General features: G+C 56.8%; 11 protein-coding genes and 1 pseudogene. 9 read left to right on the forward strand and 3 right to left on the reverse strand.

Annotated features, from left to right (window positions below; genetic code table 11):
* Positions 1–13: 13 nt before the first annotated feature.
* The 6 genes from nifB to NY406_RS06310 all read left to right on the forward strand — a co-directional run bounded on the left by nifB (position 14) and on the right by NY406_RS06310 (position 5,599).
* Positions 14–1,288, forward strand: coding sequence for a nitrogenase cofactor biosynthesis protein NifB (nifB, locus tag NY406_RS06285; protein ID WP_260533272.1), 1,275 nt, complete (start codon positions 14–16; stop codon positions 1,286–1,288).
* A 122-nt stretch (positions 1,289–1,410) separates the two neighbouring features.
* On the forward strand, positions 1,411–1,719 hold the full coding sequence (locus tag NY406_RS06290; RefSeq protein WP_260533273.1) for a (2Fe-2S) ferredoxin domain-containing protein: 309 nt from the start codon (positions 1,411–1,413) through the stop codon (positions 1,717–1,719).
* Positions 1,720–1,924: 205 nt separating this feature from the next.
* Positions 1,925–4,123 (forward strand): TonB-dependent receptor, encoded by a 2,199-nt coding sequence (locus NY406_RS06295; RefSeq protein WP_260533274.1) that lies wholly within the window; start codon positions 1,925–1,927, stop codon positions 4,121–4,123.
* Between the two features lie 133 nt (positions 4,124–4,256).
* Entirely contained in the window at positions 4,257–5,066 is an 810-nt protein-coding gene (locus NY406_RS06300) for a TOBE domain-containing protein (protein WP_260533275.1), read from the forward strand.
* 89 nt (positions 5,067–5,155) lie between these two features.
* Positions 5,156–5,314 carry a hypothetical protein gene (locus NY406_RS06305; RefSeq protein WP_260533276.1) on the forward strand — a complete coding sequence of 53 codons (159 nt, stop codon included), beginning with the start codon at positions 5,156–5,158 and terminating at the stop codon, positions 5,312–5,314.
* A 33-nt stretch (positions 5,315–5,347) separates the two neighbouring features.
* Positions 5,348–5,599, forward strand: coding sequence for a substrate-binding domain-containing protein (locus NY406_RS06310; protein WP_260533277.1), 252 nt, complete (start codon positions 5,348–5,350; stop codon positions 5,597–5,599).
* Between the two features lie 116 nt (positions 5,600–5,715).
* On the opposite strand, the gene NY406_RS06315 is transcribed toward NY406_RS06310, so the two are convergent.
* A complete protein-coding gene (locus NY406_RS06315) occupies positions 5,716–7,914 on the reverse strand; it encodes a RelA/SpoT family protein (RefSeq protein WP_260533278.1) in 2,199 nt (732 codons plus the stop codon).
* A gap of 89 nt (positions 7,915–8,003) precedes the next feature.
* Positions 8,004–10,034 (reverse strand): annotated as a pseudogene (gene uvrB / locus NY406_RS06320) (excinuclease ABC subunit UvrB); the annotation flags it as partial.
* A gap of 261 nt (positions 10,035–10,295) precedes the next feature.
* On the opposite strand from uvrB, the gene NY406_RS06325 reads away from it, so the two are divergent.
* Genes NY406_RS06325 through NY406_RS06335 form a run of 3 tightly spaced genes read left to right on the forward strand, consistent with a single transcriptional unit; the run spans position 10,296 to position 15,222 of the window.
* Positions 10,296–13,250, forward strand: coding sequence for a M16 family metallopeptidase (locus tag NY406_RS06325; protein ID WP_411267074.1), 2,955 nt, complete (start codon positions 10,296–10,298; stop codon positions 13,248–13,250).
* A 15-nt stretch (positions 13,251–13,265) separates the two neighbouring features.
* A complete protein-coding gene (locus tag NY406_RS06330) occupies positions 13,266–14,420 on the forward strand; it encodes an LptF/LptG family permease (RefSeq protein WP_260533280.1) in 1,155 nt (384 codons plus the stop codon).
* Between the two features lie 4 nt (positions 14,421–14,424).
* Positions 14,425–15,222 (forward strand): S-adenosyl-l-methionine hydroxide adenosyltransferase family protein, encoded by a 798-nt coding sequence (locus NY406_RS06335; protein WP_260533281.1) that lies wholly within the window; start codon positions 14,425–14,427, stop codon positions 15,220–15,222.
* 140 nt (positions 15,223–15,362) lie between these two features.
* Here the strand turns inward: NY406_RS06335 and NY406_RS06340 are convergent, their stop codons facing one another.
* A complete protein-coding gene (locus NY406_RS06340) occupies positions 15,363–16,262 on the reverse strand; it encodes an RNA polymerase sigma factor RpoD/SigA (protein WP_260533282.1) in 900 nt (299 codons plus the stop codon).
* Between the last annotated feature and the right edge of the window lie 140 nt (positions 16,263–16,402).

A 16,402-nucleotide genomic window follows, 5' to 3' on the forward strand; every position in this document is an offset into this window, starting at 1 on the left:
GAAGGGAGGCATCATGACACTCAATATCAAGAACCATCCGTGCTTCAACGACTCGTCGAGGCACACCTTCGGAAGAATACACCTGCCGGTCGCGCCGAAATGCAACATCCAGTGCAACTACTGCAACCGGAAGTTCGACTGCATGAACGAAAACCGGCCCGGCATCACCAGCAAGGTGCTCTCGCCAAAACAGGCGCTCTACTACCTCGACAACGCCCTGAAGCTCTCGCCGAACATCTCGGTGGTGGGCATCGCAGGCCCCGGCGATCCGTTCGCCAACCCGAACGAAACGATGGAAACGTTGCGGCTCGTGCGCGAGAAATACCCGGAGATGCTGCTCTGCGTGGCCACCAACGGCCTCGACGTGCTGCCCTACATCGAGGAGCTGGCGGAGTTGCAGGTCAGCCACGTGACGCTCACGATCAACGCCATCGATCCGGAGATCGCTCAGGAAATCTACGCCTGGGTACGCTACCAGAAGAAGATGTACCGCGACCGCCAGGCCGCCGAGCTCTTGCTCGAAAACCAACTCGCCGCCCTGCAAAAGCTCAAAAGGTTCGGCGTCACGGCCAAGGTCAACTCGATCATCATACCCGGCGTCAACGACAAGCACGTGATCGAAGTGGCCCGTCAGGTCGCCTCGATGGGTGCGGACATTCTGAACGCGCTGCCTTACTACAACACGACTGAAACCGTGTTCGAGAACATTCCCGAACCCGATCCGATGATGGTCAGGGAAATTCAGGAGGAGGCCGGAAAGCTCCTGCCGCAGATGAAGCACTGTGCCCGCTGCCGAGCCGACGCGGTCGGCATCATCGGCGAAATCAACAACGACGAAATGATGGCGAAGCTCGCCGAAGCGGCGCTGATGCCAAAGAATCCGGACGAACATCGCCCGTACATCGCCGTGGCGAGCCTCGAAGGCGTGCTCATCAACCAGCACCTCGGCGAAGCCGACCGGTTCCTCGTTTACGCGCTCGACGAGAAGAAGAAGAGCTGCACGCTGGTCGATTCGCGCCCCGCCCCGCCCCCCGGCGGCGGCAAGAACCGCTGGGAAGCGCTCGCCGCGAAGCTCTCCGACTGCCGCGCCGTCTTGGTCAACAGCGCTGGCAACTCGCCGCAATCGGTGCTCAAAGCCAGTGGCATCGACGTCATGTCGATCGAAGGGGTGATCGAAGAGGCGGTTTACGGCGTCTTTACCGGCCAGAACCTGAAACATCTGATGAAAAGCAGCCAGATCCACGCCTGCAAAACAAGCTGCAGCGGCGACGGCAACGGCTGCGACTAAGATCCGATCCCCGGTTTAAAAACCGGGGCAACTGAAAAAAATGTAAGTGCAAATATCCGCAGGGTTAAAACCCTGCTGAATATGGGACTACCCAACCATAACAATCATAAAAAACAACCATCATGGACAAACCGAAACATCACATTTTTGTCTGCGCGAGCTTCAGGGCACAGGGTGCGCCACAGGGCATGTGCCACAAAAAAGAGTCGCTCAACCTGATTCCCTACCTCGAAAGCGAGCTTGCCGACCGCGGCATGAGCGACGTTGCCGTTTCGGCCACGGCCTGCCTGAACCTGTGTGAAAAAGGGCCGGTGCTGGTCGTCTATCCTGAGAACTTCTGGTACGGCGAAATCGACAGCGAAGACAAGGTCGATGAAATTCTCGATGCGCTCGAAGAGGGCGATGTCTGCGAGGATCACATAATTAATTAAGAACTTCCTTTCCCTTCAGGAAGCCGGGGGCTCTGCCATGTGTTAACTGGAAACACACAGCATCCCTCATTATTTTTGTCATTCGTTATTACTTTTATTACATATCGAATACAACGTAACCAAAAGAGAGAAAACGGCTTGTTTTTTTGCACTTCGTTATAACCCTATATACCAAACGATTTATTTGTAAACCGGAATACTGGTCATGAAAAAAACATCACTTATCGTCCTGTTAACCATGTTCTCCGCTACGGCGAAGGCAGAGGAAGACCCGGAATTGCTCGCACTCCACACCTGGACAGCACCTGAAATCACGGTCTCCGGCAAAAAGGGCGACCTCCTGCAAAACGTCACCGGCAAGGAGTCCGCCGTACTCAACCCGTCGCAAATGTCGGTTTATAAAGTCATCAACATGATGCCCTCGATCAGCCAGCAGAGCGTCGATCCCTACGGGCTGGCCGACATCGTCAACTACCACGAGTCGTTCCGGTTCCGGGGCGTCGAGGCGACCGCTGGCGGCGTCCCCGGCACAACGGCCAACGTCGAAGGGCTGCCGGTCACCGGACGTCCGGGGGGTGGGGTGACGATTTACGACCTTGAAAACTTCGAGAACATCGCGGTCTATAGCGGTGTCATGCCAGCAAACATCGGCCTCGGCATCGCCGACGTAGGCGGCAAGATCGACATGGAGATCAAGCGCCCCGAAGACAAATTTGGCGTCACCTTCAAGCAGAGCCGGGGAAGCGACAACTTCAGCCGCACCTACCTGCGCATCGACACCGGTGATCTCGGCGGCGGCCTGAAAGCGTTCGCCTCCGGCTCGACGAGTTATGCCGATAAGTGGAAGGGTTACGGTGCAAGCAACCGCAACAACCTGATGTTCGGCATGACCGAACAGTTCAGCGACAAGGTGAAACTCGAAGCGTTCGCCACGTACAGCAAAGGCAACATCCACCCGTACAAAGCGCTCAGCTACGCCGAAATCCAGAATCTCGACAGCGCTTACGAAACCGATTACAGCAACGATCCGGCGAGATACGACTATTACGGCTACAACAAGAACGAGTTCGAGGACTGGGTGGTGATGGCCAACCTCGAAGTGAAAACCGGCAACAACTCGAAGCTCAACATCAAGCCTTACTACTGGAGCGACAAGGGCTACTACATGGAATCGATAACCGGCAGCAAAGTCCGCCGCTGGGACATCGACCACGACCTCAAGGGTATCCTCGCCGAATACAATACGAAGCTCGGCAAGGTCGATCTCGACTTCGGCTACCTCTACCATACGCAGGAGCGCCCCGGCCCGCCGACCTCGTGGAAAAACTACACCGTCAGCGGAAATTCACTCCTGTTCGGCGGCTGGGCGATTCTCTCCAACAGTTCGAACCACGAGCTGCACGAGCCGTTTATCGAGGCAAAATACCGCACCGGCGGCTGGCTGCTCGAAGGCGGCGTAAAGTACGTCAACTACACCCTGCCATCGATTCTCACGTATGCCACAACTGGCATCGGCGACGTCAGTTATGACGATGCACTCGCCGCTGATCCAGCCATCGTCGCGGCCAAAAGCGCTGAATCGACGAAAACTTTCAGCCGTCTCTTTCCCGACGTGACGATCACCCGAAGCATTGGAGACAATTCGTCGGTGCACCTGGCCTACGGCGAAAACTACGTCACCCATGTGGATATTTATCCCTACTTCATCTCGCAGTATGTCACATTTTCAGCTCACAACATCACCTTCCAGCAGCTCTGGGACGAACGGAAGATGGAGATTTCCCGCAACCTTGAGCTAGGGCTGAAGATGAACGGCAGCGACTGGAGCATCGCGCCGACCATCTATTACGCCATGCACAACAACAAGCAGGCCATCTTTCTCGACCCCGATCTCGGTATCTCCTACCCGATGAACAACGCCGACGCCACCGGCTACGGCTTCGAACTGGAAGGCGAGTACAAACCATCGAGCGCGCTGAAATGCTACGGTTCGTTCTCGTGGAACCGCTTCTGCTTCGATGAAAATATCCGGTCCGAAACCGGCGCACTAATCGATGTCAAAGGCAACCAGGTGCCTGACGCCCCGGAGTTCATGGCCAAAGGGATCATCAGCTACACCGTCGGCGAGTTCACGATTTCGCCGGTCGTCCGCTACTCCTCGGCGCGTTACGGTGACGTGCAGCACACCCAGAAAGTCGATGGCGCAACGCTTTTCGACCTCGACCTCACCTGGAGCAAGGCAATGCTCGGGTTCCGGAACGTTGATTGCTCGCTTTCGTTCATCAATCTGTTCGACAAAAAATATGTGAGCCTGATCAGCACGTCAGACTACAAAACCCTGAACAGCTCCTACCAGCCCGGAGCGCCCTTCACGGTGATCGCCTCGGTCGCGGTGCACTACTGAGCCGCGTTTCCCTCCCGAATATGTTCTCCTGTTCTTTCTCCGTTACACCCTCCCGGCGGCTGGTTCCCGCCGGGATTTATTCATCCGGTGTTCTATATTACCGTATGACTAACAATGCAACAGGAAAATTCGCGTGAGCAAAACAAAAGACCCCATCGGCATCGAAGGTTCGATCTGGTTCCAGAAATCGCAGAGCCGCTTCCTCGGCGGAGACCGGATCGCCCTGCTTGAAAAGATCGACGAACTCGGTTCGATCAACAGCGCGGCAAAAGCGGTCGGCATCAGCTACAAAACCGCCTGGCATCTGGTGAACATGATGAACAACCTCTCCGAAAAACCGCTGGTTGACCGCATGACCGGCGGCAAGGGCGGCGGCGGCACCGTGCTCACCCGCGAGGGGCGGCAGGTGATCGAAAAGTACCGCATCGTGCAGGAGGAGCACCGCAAGTTCCTCGAAAACCTCGAAGAGCGGCTCGGCGACACCGGCAACCTCTACCAGTTTCTGCGCCGGATATCGATGCGCATCAGCGCCCGAAACAGCTTCTCCGGCGTCATCACCGAACTCACCCGGGGCGCGGTCAACGCCGAGATCGTCATCACACTCAACGGCGGTCAACAGATCGTCTCGACCATCACCAATGGCGCGGTCGATAACCTCAGTCTGAAAAAGGGAATGAGCGCTTACGCCATCGTCAAGTCGAGTTCGGTCATGGTGGGCTGCGACCTGCATGGCAAAAAGCTGAGCGCGCGGAACATCATCAGCGGCATCGTACAGCGCGTGATCGAGGATTCGGTCAACAGCGAAATCGACCTCGAAATCGGCGGCGGCAACAGCATTTCCGCCATCATCACCAAAACCAGCACCAGCAGGCTCGACCTCAAAGAGGGCCAGCAAGCCTGCGCAATTTTCAAAGCCTCGGACGTGATTATCGGCGTGAACTGATAAACAAAGAACAGACTGCACGCCCACTTCAATCAGAATCACGCCCAGCGCTATGACCAAAAAATAAATAACGCAATCCTCCTACAACCATGCTCAAACACCTCAGAACCCTGCTTTTCACCTTTCTGCTTGCCAATCCGGTGCTCAAGGTCTCGTCGATGAACGATCTGGCGCGACTCGGCAGAATCGCGATGGGCAATCCGAACAGCGCGACCGCAGGAGAAATGGCAATGGAGGCAACCAAATAACCGCTGGCCGGAAAGCTGGTCATGACGCGCGACATGCCACAGACCATGATGTACGCTGAATCCGGCACAGTCGATGCCGCCTTCGTTCACCTGACCGAAGCGCTGACGGCCAAAAAAGCAAAAATCCTCTTCACCGTACCGCACGCACTCTACACAAGAACCCCCTTCACCATGGCACTCACTTCAATCGGAGCTGCCAACAGCGAAGCGAAGTTGTTTTTCAACTATTTGAGAAGTACCGAAGCAAAGAGAATTCTGGAAAGGTACGGGTATCTGATGGAGTAATGCGAACAATGTGGGCTTTCGCGAAGTGAGGCGATGAGTTGATGTTCGTCAGAAAAAAATGCGATGGGCTGCCACAAAGAGCTGCCCATACCTGTCTCCCATTATTTCCCTCACTGTCAGTTCGACAACCGCTCTACGGTAAACACTCCCTGTACTTTCTTCAGCTTGTCCATCAGCGTCATCAGTTTGTCGGTGTTTTTGACAAAGATCATCAGGTTGCAGGTAAAAATGCCATCTTTGGCGTTCAGGACAATAGTTCGGATGTTCGTATCAAACTTGGAAATGACACCAGTGATCTGGTTGGTCATGCCGATCTTGTCTTCGCCGACGATACGGATGCCGGCGAGGAACTCCGTGTCAACCTTTCGGTTCCACGCAACCGAGACGATGCGCTCGCTCTTGATGGAATTCTCGTTGGTGACGTTGACGCAGTTCTTGCGGTGGATCTTGACCGTGCCTTCGGTAGTTACGAAGCCGATGATGTCATCGCCCGGCACCGGATTGCAGCATTTGGCGTAGGAGTAGGAAATATTGTTCAGTCCGGCGATGGTCACCTCGTCCTTCTGGTGGCCAAGACGCTCCTGCACCTCGCGGGCGATCTCGGCGAAATCCTTGTGCGGCCCCCTCTGCTGAACGTTGCTCTCCTGCATTTCGCCGCTCTTGTTGTGCGGGTGAGTAATGCGCTCCAGCACCTCTTCGCTGCTGATCTGCTGTTTGGCGAGCGCGTTGAACAGATCGGCGGGCGTCTTGATGCCATGCTGGCGGATGGCGCGAATAGCGTCGTTTTCGGTGAAAAGCTTCTTGCTGCCGGAGAGCATCTTCTCCCAGATGCTCCGCCCCTTTTCGATCTCCCGGCGGCGCTCTTCGTTGATGGCCGCCCTGATCTTAAGCTTGGCGCGGTGCGTCACCACAATCTTCAGCCAGTCCGCCTTCGGTTTCTGGCTCTTCGAGGTGATCACCTCGACACGGTCGCCCGATCTCAGTTCGGCGTTCAACCGCACGATTTTGCCGTTGACCTTCGCGCCGATGCAGCCATTGCCGATTTCGGAGTGGATGGCGTAGGCAAAGTCGATGGGCGTGGCCCCGGCGGGTAGAATCTTCATGTCGCCCTTCGGCGTGAAAACGTAAATCTCGTCGTGGTAGAGGTTGAGCTTGAACCCCTCCATGAAGGCCGAAGCTGAATCGGCATCCTTGATCAGCTCCCTCGCCCACTTGAGGAATGAATCGACCGCCGCGTCATCCTTGGAAATCTTCTCCTTGTAGCGCCAGTGCGCCGCGACGCCAAGTTCGGCGAATTCGTGCATCCGGCGCGTCCGGATCTGCAACTCGATGACGTATCCTTTCGGCCCGATGATCGCCGAGTGGAGCGACTGGTAGCCGTTATGCTTCGGAATGGAGATGTAATCCTTGAAGTGTTGCGGTATCGGCGGATACTGCTGGGTGATGTAGCCGTAAACAGCAAAGCAGTCCGAAATCTTCTCCGTATCGATGATGACGCGGATGCCGTAAAGATCGTGGATGTCGTCGAACTCCTTGTTCTTCATCCGCATCTTGTTGTAGATCGAATAGAGATGCTTGGCCCTGCCCTGCAATTCGACGGTAAATCCCTGTTTTTCAAGATCATCCTTGATCGGAGCGATCATCTTGTTGAGGTAGGCCACGCGTTCGTTCCTGCTCAGGCGGACTTTCTTGAGCAGAAAGTCATACATCTCGGGATCGATGTACTTCAGGGCAAGGTTCTCCAGATCGACCTTCATTTTACCGAGACCGAACCGGTGGGCGAGCGGCGCGTAGATGTCGCGCGTTTCGAGCGCCATGCGCAGGCGGCGGTGCTCCGGCAGCGAGTCGAGGGTGCGCATGTTGTGCAGGCGGTCGCAGAATTTGATCAGGATGACGCGAATATCCTTGACCATCGAGAGCAGCATCTTGCGGAACCCTTCGGCCTCGGTGGTTTCGCGATTGACCATGATTTCGGAAATCTTGGTCAGCCCCTCCACGATGTCGGCCACTTCAGCGCCAAGCTCGGCAGAGATATCATCGTAAGTGTAGCCACTGTCCTCGATAACATCGTGCAAGAGCGCAGCCGCAACGGAAACGCCATCGAGCGGCAGTTCGGTCACAAGAAGCTTGGCAACCTCGACCGGATGGTAAAAAAACGGCTCCCCGGATGCGCGTTTTTCACCCTCATGAGCCCGGTAGCACATGAAAAATGCACGCTGGATGAGCGACTCGTCGTAGTTCTTGAGGTTCGCCCGGCAAAGCCGCAGTATTTCGTGCAGTTTGGCGTAATGTTCCTGTTCTATCTGGGCCAGCATGGAGGTAAGCCTCTCCGTAATAAAGATTTGTTATCGCCTGATTTTCTAAACTATTATGATATAAAATCGACGCTTCAGGTCAATGGGTTTTACTCTGCCATTTGCTCGATGCGCTCCTGAAGCATCAGAATTTCGTCACGCAAATAGGCTGCTTTTTCGTAATCGGTCTGTTCGGCAGCCTTCTGCATCTCGGCGTTCATCTCGGCCACCATCAGCACCACATCGCTGCGGCTCATGCTGTCGAGCACACCGCGCAGTTCGAGCTCCGGACGCTTCTGCAATCCGAGACGCTTGCGGCGATAACGCTCCTCGGCATCGGCCACGCTGGTAGTGTTGAGCACCTGATCAACCGACTTGATGATGGAGCGCGGCTCGATGCCGTGCTTTTCGTTGTACTCCCGCTGGATGCGACGGCGGCGGTCGGTTTCGTCGAGCACCTCGCGCATCGAATCGGTGATCTTGTCAGCGTAGAAGAGCACCAGCCCCTCGACGTTGCGCGCCGCGCGTCCGGCAATCTGCATGAGCGATTTTGCGTCGCGCAGGAAACCTTCCTTGTCGGCGTCGAGAATCGCTACCAGCGCAACCTCCGGAAGGTCGAGCCCCTCACGCAGCAGGTTGACGCCAACCAGCACCTCGATGTCTCCCGCACGCAGTTCGCGCAGTATCTGCATCCGTTCGAGGCTCTTGACCTCGGAATGCAGATACTGCGAGCGCAAACCCAGCTTGCGGAAGTAGGCGTGCAGATCCTCGGACATGCGCTTGGTCAGCGTCAGCACCAGCGACTTCTGCCCTTTGGCGATGCGCCCCCGGACTCGCGCCAGCAGGTGATCGATCTGCCCGGCAACGGGGTGCACCTCTATCTGCGGATCAAGCAGGCCTGTGGGGCGGATAAGTTGCTCGACCACCACGCCGCCGGAGCGCATCAGCTCGTGTGCGGAGGGGGTTGCCGAAACGCAGATCACCTGCGGCACCATCTCCTCGAACTCCTCAAAGCGCAGCGGGCGGTTGTCGAGCGCCGACGGGAGCCTGAAGCCATGCTCCACAAGCACCGTCTTGCGCGACCGGTCACCGCCGTACATGCCCCGAATCTGCGGCAGGGTAACGTGCGACTCGTCAGCCACAACGAGGAAATCCTTCGGAAAGTAGTCGAGCAGGCACCATGGGCGCTCGCCCGGCTTGCGCCCGGCGATGTGGCGGGCGTAGTTCTCGATGCCGGAGCAGTAGCCAAGCTCTTTCATCATTTCGAGGTCGTAGCGCGTGCGCTCTTCAAGGCGCTGCGCCTCGACCAGCTTCTCCTCGGCACGAAGGGTGTTCAAACGCCCCGCCAGCTCGTCTTCGATGGCTCGCATCGCCACCTCCAGTTTTTCGCTGTCGGCAACAAACTGCCGGGCGGGATAGATGAAGGCGTACTTCTCGCTGCCGATGATCTCGCCGGTTTTCGGGTCGAAGGTCTGGATCGAGTCGATCTCGCTGCCGAAAAACTCGATGCGCAGCGCCAGCTCTTCGTGACCCGGCACCAGGTCGATCACGTCGCCGCGCACACGGAAGCGCCCTGGCGAGAGATCGACGTCGTCACGGAAATAGTGCAGCGACACCAGCTTTTGCAGGAACTCGTCGCGATCCATCTCCATGCCCTGCCGCAGCTCCACGACCTGCGCCATCCAGTCCTCCGGCGAACCGAGACCATAGATGCAGCTCACCGAGCTGACCACGATCACGTCGTTCCTTCCACTCAAGAGCGCGCTGGTCGCGCGCAAACGGAGCCGCTCGATTTCGTCGTTGATCTTAAGGTCCTTTGCGATGTATTTATCCATCGACGGGATATACGCCTCGGGCTGGTAAAAGTCGTAGTAACTGATGAAGTATTCGACCGCGTTGTGCGGAAAGAACTGTTTCAGCTCGCCGTAAAGCTGGGCGGCGAGGGTCTTGTTGTGACTCAGCACGAGCGTCGGACGGTTGATCTGAGCGATGACGTTCGAGATCGTGAAGGTCTTGCCCGAGCCGGTCACTCCAAGCAGCGTCTGCCACCTGTCTCCCCGCAACACCCCCTCGGTCAGCGCCTTGATGGCCGCAGGCTGATCGCCCGTCGGACTGTATGGGCTTACAAGCCTGAACTCTCCCCCCTGTTTCCTTGCCCCAAAATCATAGGCTCAAACTCTCCTGCAATGCTCGATACCGTTTATTAATAACCACTACAAGAACTCATTGCTCCTGCTGATAGTTCTTGCAGCCAACCCTCATAACATGAGGCACCTGCCGTGATTGCCTGTTTTTTGCAGTCACTTTGCCGGAATTTTCGTAATGTAGGTTTTTGTTTGAACCAGAACGAGCGGCTGAAACCATGATCGGGCTGATTCTTTCTATGACCACCATGAAGAACTATGTCCAACGGCTCATTACTGAAATCAACGGGCAGAATCCTCACCTTCGGGTTGGCGCTGCTCCATCTCATATCCTGTACATCCATGATACCTGAAACCAAGACGAACCAGAACGAAAGCTATCCATACACCACCGTCCCCGGCGACTCGCTACACACGCGGATTTACAAGTTGAAAAACGGCCTCACGGTCTATATGAGTCCCTACCACGACGAGCCGCGAATCTACACCTCCATTGCCGTGCGGGCGGGCAGCAAGAACGACCCCGCAGAGACGACGGGACTGGCGCACTACCTCGAACACATGCTCTTCAAAGGCACCGACTCCATCGGCTCGCTCGACTACGCCAAAGAGCACACCGAGCTGGAAAAAATCATCGAGCTGTACGAAAAGTACCGCGCCACCAGCGATCCGGAGCATCGCGCGGCGATCTACCGCGACATCGACAGCATCTCGAACGTCGCGGCGCAGTTCACCGTGCCGAACGAGTACGACAAGCTGCTCAACTCCATCGGCGCGAAGGGCACCAACGCCTACACCTGGGTGGAACAGACGGTTTACATCAACGACATTCCCTCCAACGAACTCGACCGCTGGCTCACCATCGAGGCCGAGCGCTTCCGCAATCCGGTGATGCGCCTCTTCCACACGGAGCTTGAAACGGTGTATGAAGAAAAGAACATGACGATGGACAGCGACAGCCGCAAGCTCTGGGAGGAGCTGTTCGAAGGTCTGTTCACGAAGCATACCTACGGAACGCAGACCACCATCGGCAAGGCGGAGCACCTGAAAAAACCATCGATCAAGAACGTCATCGACTACTACCGCTCCTGGTACGTGCCGAACAACATGGCGATCTGCATCGCGGGCGACTTCGATCCCGACGCAACGATCCGCCTGATCGACCAGAAGTTCTCGAAACTCGAACCGAAGCCAGTGCCGGAGTTCCATCCGCCGGTTGAACCGCCCATCACCAAACCGGTCGTCAAGACCGTCACCGGCCCGGAGGCCGAGGAGTTGGTGCTCGGATTCCGCTTCGGCGGCGCGGATTCAGATGACGCCGACATGCTGGCGCTGATCGACAAGATTCTCTTCAACCAGACTGCCGGCCTGATCGACCTGAACCTCAACCAGCAGCAGAAGGTACTCGAAGGCGGCTCGATGCTGGTGCTGATGAAGGACTATTCGGCGCACATCCTCAGCGCCAAGCCGCGCGATGGCCAGAGCCTCGACGAGGTGAAGGCACTCTTGCTCGAACAGCTCGACCTCGTCAAGAAAGGCGAGTTCCCCGACTGGCTGGTGACGGCGGTCATCAACGACCTCAAGCTCGAAGAGCTGAAAGCGTACGAGTCGAACCGTGGCCGCTCGGAGGCGTTCGTTGACACCTTCGTCTGGGACATGGACTGGGCACGGCAGGTCAACCGCTTCGAGCGACTCGAAAAGATCACGAAGGCCGAGATCGTCGAGTTCGCCAAGCAGCACTACGGCCAGAACTACGTCGCCGTCTACAAAAAACACGGCCAGTGCAAAAGCGAGGCCAAAATCCAGAAGCCGCCGATCACGCCGATCAAGGTCAATCGCGACCGCTCGTCGGTGTTCGCCGAAAACCTGCTCGCGAAAAAGAGCACCGAGGTGCAGCCCGTGTTCGTCGATTTCAAAAAAGATATCGGCTACTACAAGCTCACGCCTGAGATCAGCCTCAATTACGTACCGAACAAAGAGAACGAGCTGTACAGCCTCTACCTCATGTTCGACGCCGGCTCGAACCTGAACCGCAAGATCGACACGGCGCTCGACTACCTGTCGTACCTCGGCACCTCGCGCCTCTCGCCCGCCGAGTTCAGCCAGGAGCTGTACAAGCTTGGCGCGGAGTTCACGGTACTGACTTCGGATGATTACGTTTACCTGAAACTCTCAGGCCTTAAGGAGAACTTCCCGCAGGCCATCGCTCTGCTCGACGAGCTGCTCCGTGACGCGCAGCCCGACGCTCCGGCGCTCGAAAAGCTCAAGGAGGGGATCCGCAAGGAGCGGGCTGACGAGAAGCTCTCGAAACGTAAAATCCTCTTTGAGGCGATGGTCAATTACGGCAAGTACGGCCCGAAGTCGCCCTTCACCAACGTCCTGAGCGACGAGGAGATCGACAAGCTCACGCCTGAAGAGCTGCTCGGGGAGATCAAAAACTTCATGAACTATCGCCACCGCGTACTCTACTACGGCCCAGACTCACCGGAAACGCTGATGACCGAACTGCGCTCCATGCGCCACTTCGGCCAAACGTTCCAGCCAGTGCCGAAAAGCGATCCGTTCGTGGAGTTGGAGACGACGAAAAATCACGTCTATGTGGTCGATTACGACATGACGCAGGCCGAAATCATCATGCTGTCGAGAAGCGAGAGTTACGACGCCTCGAAGGTGCCGCTCGTCACGCTCTTCAACGAATACTACGGCGGTGGCATGTCGTCGGTGGTGTTCCAGGAGATGCGCGAGGCGAAAGCACTTGCTTACTCGGTCTTTTCGGTCTATCGCCTGCCGAAGGAGAAGGATCGCCACAGCTACGTGTTCAGCTACATCGGCACTCAGTCCGACAAGCTGCCCGAGGCGCTCGAAGGATTCGGCGAGCTGATGCAGAAGCTGCCCGAATCGCCAGAGCTGTTCGCTTCGGCCAAGGCGGGCATCGACCAGAAGATCCGTACCGAGCGTCTCACCAAGGCCGATGTGCTCTTCACCCTCGAAGAGGCGCGACGCCTCGGCCTCGACCGCGACATCCGGCAAGACGTGTTCCGCGAAGTGCCCGGCATGAGTTTCAGCGACATCGAGCAGTTCCACGAAACCCGCTTCCGCAACAAGCCGCAGATCATGCTGGTGCTCGGTAAAAAGGAGCAGCTCGACCTCGAAACGCTCCGCAAGTACGGCGAGATCAGCTTCCTGACACTCAGGGAGATTTTCGGCTACTGAGGGGAATTTCACCTGATGAAAGACGCCAAAGCGACACTGGACGAAGCGGGCAACCGGGAGAATCCACTCTTGAAGCTGCCCGGCTTCGGCAATTTCACGATCATCGATCGCTACATCGCCCGGCAGTTCCTGACGATCTTCCTCTTCGCGCTCGCGAGTTTCGCCGCACTGTTCATTCTGATCAATCTGGTCGAAAATCTCGACCGGTTTCTGGACCGGCATATCCCATTCGGCAGGATCATCATCTACTACCTTAGCGGCCTGCCGGACACCTTTCTGCTCACCTCGCCGCTCAGCGTACTGCTCGCCTCGCTTTTCGTGACCGGCAAGCTCTCAATGCAGAGCGAACTGCCCGCACTCAAATCGGCGGGCATGAGCCTGTCGCGCCTGATGAAGCCGTTTCTTGTCGTAACGCTCGTGATCACGGCGTTCAACACAGTCAACTCCTGCTTCATCGCCCCGGCGATGTACGACTGGTCGAAAGGATTCGAAAAACGCTACCTGAAAAAACAACAGGATAACGGCAAAGAGCCGCTACACATCCGTGAGTCGAAAAACCGCATCCTGACCGTCGCCGAGATCGGCCCCGACCGTAAAAGCGCGGCAACTGTCTCCCTCGAAACGTTCAACGGAAGCCAGATCGTTGAGCGCATCGATGCTGATTCGCTCCGGATCATCACCCGCAAGAAATACTGGATTTTGTATAACACGAAAAAGCGCACCTTCTCGAATGGCATCGAAACGCTCGCCACCAAGCCGGGCGCGGACACCCTGAAGCTCTCGCTGGCACCCAATACGTTCAAGATGATCGACACCGACCCGGACGAAATGAACATCGTGCAGCACGTCGATTTCATCTGGCAAAAAGCGCGTTCGGGGCTATCAGGACTTGAACGGGCGACGGTCAAGCTGCACACCAAGCTCGCCCTGCCGCTGGCCAGCATGATCATCGTGCTGATCGGCGTACCGCTCTCCTCGAAGAAAAAGCGCAGCGGTCTGGCGGTGGAGATTTCCATCAGCCTGCTCATCGGGCTTCTCTATCTCGGCATGCTCAAAACCATCGGCAGCCTCGGTTACGACGGTCTGCTCGATCCCGTGCTCGCCGCCTGGCTGCCCGATATGCTCTTCATCACAGCCGGTGCGTTCTTGTACCGGTCAGCCGACCACTGACGCCATGCTCCAGCCACCGCTCATCGTACTCATGACCGATTTCGGCCTCGAAGATGCCTTCGTCGGCGTGATGAAAGGGGTCATCGCCACCATCTGCCGCGAGGCCCGCGTGATCGACCTCACCCACTCCATCAGCGCCCAGAACGTCCGCCAGGCCGCCTTCCACCTCGATCGCTCCGTCGGCTATTTTCCGGACGGGACGATCTTCGTCAGCGTGGTCGATCCCGGCGTCGGCACCGCCCGTCGGGCCATCGGCGTCGAGGCCGGACCATACTTTTTCATTGCACCGGACAACGGTCTCCTCACGCCAGTCTTCGAGCGCTGGGCGAACGCAAAATGCCACGAGCTGACGAAACCGACCTACCAGCTCGCAAACCCGAGCGCCACCTTCCACGGCCGCGACCTCTTCAGCCCCGCCGCTGCCCACCTCGCCACTGGTGTGCCTTTGGACGCCTTCGGCGCAGCGATTGACGTCGCGAACTGCACAAGAATCGAGCTATGGAAAAACCGCCCATTGGAGGAAGGGAACGGCTGGCAAGGTGAAGTGATTGCGACCGACCACTTCGGTAACCTCATCACCTCGTTTGAAGCCTCGATGATCGCGGGCGGCGAAGACTGGAAAGTCACAGTCGGCAACTCCGCACCACTGCCCATAGTCCGAACCTACGGCGAAGTGAAGCCCGGCCAGCCGCTCGCCTACATCGGCAGCAGCGGAATGATCGAAATCGCAATCCACAACGGAAACGCGAGTGCTGAGCTGGAAGTTGGGGAGGGAGAGTTAGTGCATCTTTGTAAAAGCTGACCTCCTCGTTGCATTCGTCCTGTCTCTCCCATCCGTCCTATCAGACTTATCAGACCTATTCTTTCTTCGGCCCCCATAAAACATCAAAGCCGGCGATACTGCTGCCGGCTTTGATGAATTCTTTATGTCCTCGCTGAATCTCAGCTTCCGATGTACTCCTTGAGCACCTTGTTGTAGGCGGACTGGCGGAGGCGGCGGATCGCTTTTTCCTTGATCTGGCGGACGCGCTCACGGGTAAGCTTGAACTTTTCACCGATCTCCTCAAGGGTGAGCGGGTTGTCCATGCCGATACCGAAGTAGGAGCGGATAACGTCAGCCTCTCTCGGTGCAAGCACGGAGAGCGAACGTTCGACTTCGAGGGTGAGCGAATCGCGGTTCAGCGTGTGGTCGGGCATGTGGCCGTCGTTCTGCAACACGTCAAGCAGGCGGTTGTCGTCACCCTGCGCGAAGGGCGCATCGACCGAAACGTGACGTCCGGCAATCTTGAGGGTGTCGGCGACGTCCTGCGAATCCATGTCGAGCAGGTTGGCCAGCTCCTTGGTGTTCGGATCACGCTCGTACTCCTGTTCGAGCTGGCTGTACGCCTTGCTGATTTTGTTGAGCGTACCAACACGATTGAGCGGCAAGCGCACGATTCGGGACTGCTCAGCCAGCGCCTGGAGAATCGACTGGCGGATCCACCACACCGCGTAGGAGATGAACTTGAAGCCTCGGGTTTCGTCGAAGCGCTTAGCCGCCTTGATGAGGCCGAGGTTGCCTTCATTGATAAGGTCGCCAAGAGTCAGCCCCTGGTTCTGGTACTGCTTGGCCACCGAAACCACAAAGCGCAGGTTACCCTTGATCAGCTTGTCGAGCGCCCGCTTGGCACGTTTGTACTCGACGGTATCAACCGGCATATCGTAACCTTCCTTGATGGCCATGGTAAGCTTCACCTCGTCTTCGGCCGTCAACAGATCGTACTTGCCAATTTCCTGAAGGTAACGATCAAGGGAGAGACTCTCCCTGTTAGTAATCTGTTTACTGATTTTCAATTGCCTCATGAATTAATCCTTGTTCGAACTTCATGGCACTACCACGGATCATGTACTCCTGTTGCACACTGCAAACCGAAGCATGTCAGCAAAAGCACAGGATTCCGAACAGATGAAATCAAACATGGAATATCTGAAAAAATTCGGAC

This window comes from Chlorobaculum sp. MV4-Y, assembly GCF_025244685.1.
In the GTDB taxonomy this organism is placed as follows: domain Bacteria; phylum Bacteroidota; class Chlorobiia; order Chlorobiales; family Chlorobiaceae; genus Chlorobaculum.

What these genes read in the sequence shown, in the direction of transcription:
- nifB (WP_260533272.1), top strand. Translation starts at nt 14, where the DNA reads ATGACACTCAATATCAAGAACCATCCGTGCTTCAACGACTCGTCGAGG.
- NY406_RS06290 (WP_260533273.1), top strand. Translation starts at nt 1,411, where the DNA reads ATGGACAAACCGAAACATCACATTTTTGTCTGCGCGAGCTTCAGGGCA.
- NY406_RS06295 (WP_260533274.1), top strand. Translation starts at nt 1,925, where the DNA reads ATGAAAAAAACATCACTTATCGTCCTGTTAACCATGTTCTCCGCTACG.
- NY406_RS06305 (WP_260533276.1), top strand. Translation starts at nt 5,156, where the DNA reads ATGCTCAAACACCTCAGAACCCTGCTTTTCACCTTTCTGCTTGCCAAT.
- NY406_RS06310 (WP_260533277.1), top strand. Translation starts at nt 5,348, where the DNA reads ATGCCACAGACCATGATGTACGCTGAATCCGGCACAGTCGATGCCGCC.
- NY406_RS06315 (WP_260533278.1), bottom strand. Translation starts at nt 7,914, where the DNA reads ATGCTGGCCCAGATAGAACAGGAACATTACGCCAAACTGCACGAAATA.
- NY406_RS06325 (WP_411267074.1), top strand. Translation starts at nt 10,296, where the DNA reads ATGTCCAACGGCTCATTACTGAAATCAACGGGCAGAATCCTCACCTTC.
- NY406_RS06330 (WP_260533280.1), top strand. Translation starts at nt 13,266, where the DNA reads ATGAAAGACGCCAAAGCGACACTGGACGAAGCGGGCAACCGGGAGAAT.
- NY406_RS06335 (WP_260533281.1), top strand. Translation starts at nt 14,425, where the DNA reads ATGCTCCAGCCACCGCTCATCGTACTCATGACCGATTTCGGCCTCGAA.
- NY406_RS06340 (WP_260533282.1), bottom strand. Translation starts at nt 16,262, where the DNA reads ATGAGGCAATTGAAAATCAGTAAACAGATTACTAACAGGGAGAGTCTC.